Consider the following 3556-nt stretch of genomic DNA (forward strand, 5'->3'; position numbering starts at 1 on the left):
CGAACCCGAGCGCGGCGCGGCCGGGCTGGCCGGAGATCCACAGCTCGTCGCCCGCCCGGGCGCCGCCCCGGGTGATCGCGGCGCCGGCCGGGACCTCGCCGGCGATGGTCACCGAGAGCGTCAGCGGCCCGCGCGTGGTGTCGCCGCCGGCGAGGTCGACCCCGAAGGTGTCGGCGCAGGCGAAGAAGCCGCGCGCGAAGGCGGCGATCCAGGCCTCGTCCGCCCGCGGCAGCGCGAGCGCGAGGAAGGCCCAGCGCGGCTCCGCGCCCATCGCGGCGAGGTCGGAGACGTTGACCGCGAGCGTCTTCCAGCCCAGCCCTTCCGGGTCGGTGTCAGCGAAAAAGTGGGTGCCCGCCACCAGCATGTCGGTGGACACGACCAGGCGCATGCCCGGACGCGGCGCCAGCAGCGCGGCGTCGTCGCCCACGGCGAGCTCGGTATGGCGGGCGGGGCGGGTGAAGTGGCGCCGGATCAGATCGAATTCGGAGGGCATGGCGGCAGGCGTCGGGCAGCGGACCGCGAGCTTACCGCGGATGCGGCCGCACGGGCATGGGTGGCCGCGTGCGCGGGCGGCGGTCGTTGCGCGCGCCGGTGCCCGAGCACCCGCTTCGCCGCCACCGCCGCCCTACAGGGGCGCGATGATCGTGGAGGCGCGCCGGCAGGCGCGAATGCAGCCGCGCCGCAAGCGACCATCGTCGGCGCCGCCCCGAGCTGTTCACGATTTCCGCAGCGCCAAACGGAGGCGCGATGCTTGTGTAGGAGCGCCGGCAGGCGCGAATGCAGCCGCGCCTGTGGCGACGTGTTGCGGTGGCTGGAGTGCCGTGTTCGCGGCTGCAGCCGCTCTTACAGGAGGTACTCAGGCGTGGCGGCCGAGCAGCTTCGCCTTGAGGGTGTCCCAGTCCACCGCGTCGAGCGTGTTCTTGACCAGCAGGCCGAGGTCGGTGTCGCCTTCCATGCGCAGGCGGCGGCTGAAGAAGAGCGTGTCGGGGTCTTCCTCGCGCAGCGCCAGCGCCATGAAGTCGCGCGTGGTGGCGGAGAGGGTCAGGTCGGGCTTGGTGCCTGCGGTCGGGGTAGCCCGGCGGAAGCCGCGCTCGCCGAGGGTGAAGTCGAGCGTCAGGCCGGCGTCGAGCACGCGCATCTGCAGGTGGCGGCCGCTCAGGGGCTCGAGGGTGTCGCGCGGCAGGATGCGGTCGAGCGCGAGGTTGAGCGCGAGCGTGAGCACGTGGGTGGGCGGCTGCTGGGGTAGGCGCGACACCAGCTTCGCCACCGGTGCGGGCACGGTGAAGTCGGGGATGCGCAGGGTGGCGAGGCGTTCCCCGATGCGCTGGCGCAGGCTGCCGGGCAGCAGTTCCGAGGGCAGCGGCGGGCGGGGCAGGGCGGGCAGGGCGGGCATGTGCGGACTCCGGGTTTGCGGCAGTTCGGAAAGGGGCTCAGGCGGCGACGTACTGCTCGACGCCGGCGCGGCCGTGCCAGAAGCCGTTGCAGGGCTCCTCGACCATCCACTCGCGGCTGGCGGCGAGCGCGTCGGCCGGGCTGCGGCCGTCGTCGAGCGCGGCGCGGAAGAGCTCGATGATCTGGCGGGTGTGGGCGCCCTGCGGGCTGATGCGCAGCACCTCGGCGCCGGCGCGCACCGCGGGCAGGTCGCCGAGCAGGTTGTGTACCCGCGCCGACTGGGTCTGCACGCCGTTCAGCGTCAGGAAGGGGGCGCCCTCGCGGGTGCGCAGCGTGATCCCGTCCAGGATCGACAGGCAGCGGAACTCGCAGGTGTCCTTCTGCAGGTTGAAGTGGCGTGCGGTGAAGCAGCGCGCCGAGTGTGCCAGCGGCAGGCGGCCGTAGGCGAAGACCTCGGTCTCGATCGGCGTGGCGAGCGCGGCGCGCACCTCGGCGAGCGCCGCGCCCGACATCTCGGGGGCGACCGCCCAGCGCGTTGCGCCCGAGTCGGCCATGAGCTGCAGCGTCGTCGGGTTGAAGATGTTCAGCGTGGGTCCGGCGATCCAGTTGTCCACGCCGGCCTCGGCGAGCAGGCGCACCGCGCCCATGTCGTTGGCCTCGACGCGGAAGTCGTGCTGCCGGACGATGCGGCGCAGGGTCTTGAGGTCGGATTCGGACTCGATCAGGGCCTGCGAGCTGATCACCACCTCCTTGCCGGCGGCGGCGAGGACCTTGCCGACCTCGAGCCAGTCGTCCAGGCGCAGTTCGTGGCGGCGCGAGCACACGGTCTCGCCGAGATAGACGCTGTCGAGCGGGGCTTCGGCCATGTCGGCGTAGAAGTCGAGCACGCTCTGGTGCGGCCAGTAGTAGAGCAGGGGGCCGAGGGCGAGTTTCATCGGGCAGTTCTCATTCGAAGGGGGATTCGCGGCGCCAGCGGCCGGCGCCGCGCAGGCGCCCGGTCCGCGGGGCGGCGATCGGGTTCGGTCGGGGCGACGACGCGCGGGCGTTGGACGCGCGGCTCACTTCCACGGTCGGTAGTAGGCACCCAAGGTGTGGCTCTGGCCTTCGGAGACCTTGTTGAGCTCGGCCATCCACGCTGGCAGTACGCTGAAGGCCTCGGCGCCGCCGCTGTTGAGCTTGTCGAGCGCGGCGCGCCACACCTTGGTGACCTGGGCGACGTAGGCCGGGCTGCGCTGGCGGCCCTCGATCTTGATCGCGCGGATGCCGATGCGGGCGAGCTCGGGCAGCAGCTCGAGGGTGTTGAGGCTGGTCGGCTCCTCGAGCGCGTAGTAGGTCTCGTCGTTGACCTCGAAGCGGCCCTTGCACAGCGTCGGGTAGCCGGCGCGCTCGCCCTCGGCGAAGCGGTCGATGAGGATGCCGTTCAAGCGCGTCTCCATGCCGCGCGGGGTGTCTTCCCAGCGCACGTGCTTGCCCGGCGAGCAGGCGCCGTTGCAGTTGGGGGATTCGCCGGTGGCGTAGGCCGACAGCGCGCAGCGCCCCTCGACCATCACGCACAGGCCGCCGAAGCCGAAGATCTCGATCTCCACCGGGGTGTTGGCGACCACGCTCTCGACCTGCGCCATCGACAGCACGCGCGGCAGCACCGCGCGCTGGATGCCGAAGCGCTCGCGGTACCAGTTGATCGCCTCGTAGCTGGTCGCCGAGCCCTGCACCGACAGGTGCAGGCGCAGCTGCGGGTGGGTCTTGGTCGCGTAGGCCATCAGCCCGGGGTCGGCGAGGATCACCGCGTCGACGCCGTATTCGGCGGCGCGATCGATCGCCTGCGTCCAGCTCGACCAGTTGTCGGTCTGGGGATAGGTGTTGAGCGCCAGCAGCACCTTGCGCTTGCGCGCATGCGCATAGGCGACGCCCTCGCGCACCTGCGCCGGGTCGAAGTTCAGGCCGGAGAAGTTGCGCGCGTTGGTGGCGTCCTTGAAACCGAGATAGACGCAGTCGGCGCCGTGATCGATGGCCGTCTTGAGGGCCGGGAGGCTGCCCGCGGGGCAGACGAGTTCGATCGGGGAAGACACGGACATGGAGCGGGATTTCCAGGGGAAAAAACGCCGCAACCATAAACGAGAGTGGCGGCCTGCGCGTTGATCACCATCAAACGCGCAGGCCGCCG

4 protein-coding genes are annotated in these 3556 nt (G+C 71.7%); all 4 read right to left on the minus strand.

The genetic code is table 11. From position 1 onward, the window contains the following. Positions 1 to 493: thiamine-phosphate kinase (gene thiL, locus C667_RS21105; RefSeq protein WP_004382717.1), on the minus strand; the 493-nt coding region annotated here is incomplete at its 3' end. Between the two features lie 363 nt (positions 494 to 856). Further along, complete coding sequence (ubiT, locus tag C667_RS21110) at positions 857 to 1393, minus strand: ubiquinone anaerobic biosynthesis accessory factor UbiT (RefSeq protein WP_004382719.1); 537 nt, start codon at positions 1391 to 1393, stop codon at positions 857 to 859. Positions 1394 to 1430: 37 nt separating this feature from the next. Continuing rightward, positions 1431 to 2327, minus strand: coding sequence for a U32 family peptidase (locus tag C667_RS21115; RefSeq protein ID WP_004382721.1), 897 nt, complete (start codon positions 2325 to 2327; stop codon positions 1431 to 1433). 123 nt (positions 2328 to 2450) lie between these two features. After that, complete coding sequence (gene ubiU / locus C667_RS21120) at positions 2451 to 3467, minus strand: ubiquinone anaerobic biosynthesis protein UbiU (protein ID WP_004382723.1); 1017 nt, start codon at positions 3465 to 3467, stop codon at positions 2451 to 2453. Between the last annotated feature and the right edge of the window lie 89 nt (positions 3468 to 3556).

This window comes from Thauera phenylacetica B4P (assembly GCF_000310225.1).
Taxonomy (GTDB): Bacteria; Pseudomonadota; Gammaproteobacteria; order Burkholderiales; family Rhodocyclaceae; genus Thauera; species Thauera phenylacetica.

Excerpts from the sequence above, each read along its gene's own strand:
- ubiT (WP_004382719.1), bottom strand. The coding sequence starts at position 1,393 with ATGCCCGCCCTGCCCGCCCTGCCCCGCCCGCCGCTGCCCTCGGAACTG.
- C667_RS21115 (WP_004382721.1), bottom strand. The coding sequence starts at position 2,327 with ATGAAACTCGCCCTCGGCCCCCTGCTCTACTACTGGCCGCACCAGAGC.
- ubiU (WP_004382723.1), bottom strand. The coding sequence starts at position 3,467 with ATGTCCGTGTCTTCCCCGATCGAACTCGTCTGCCCCGCGGGCAGCCTC.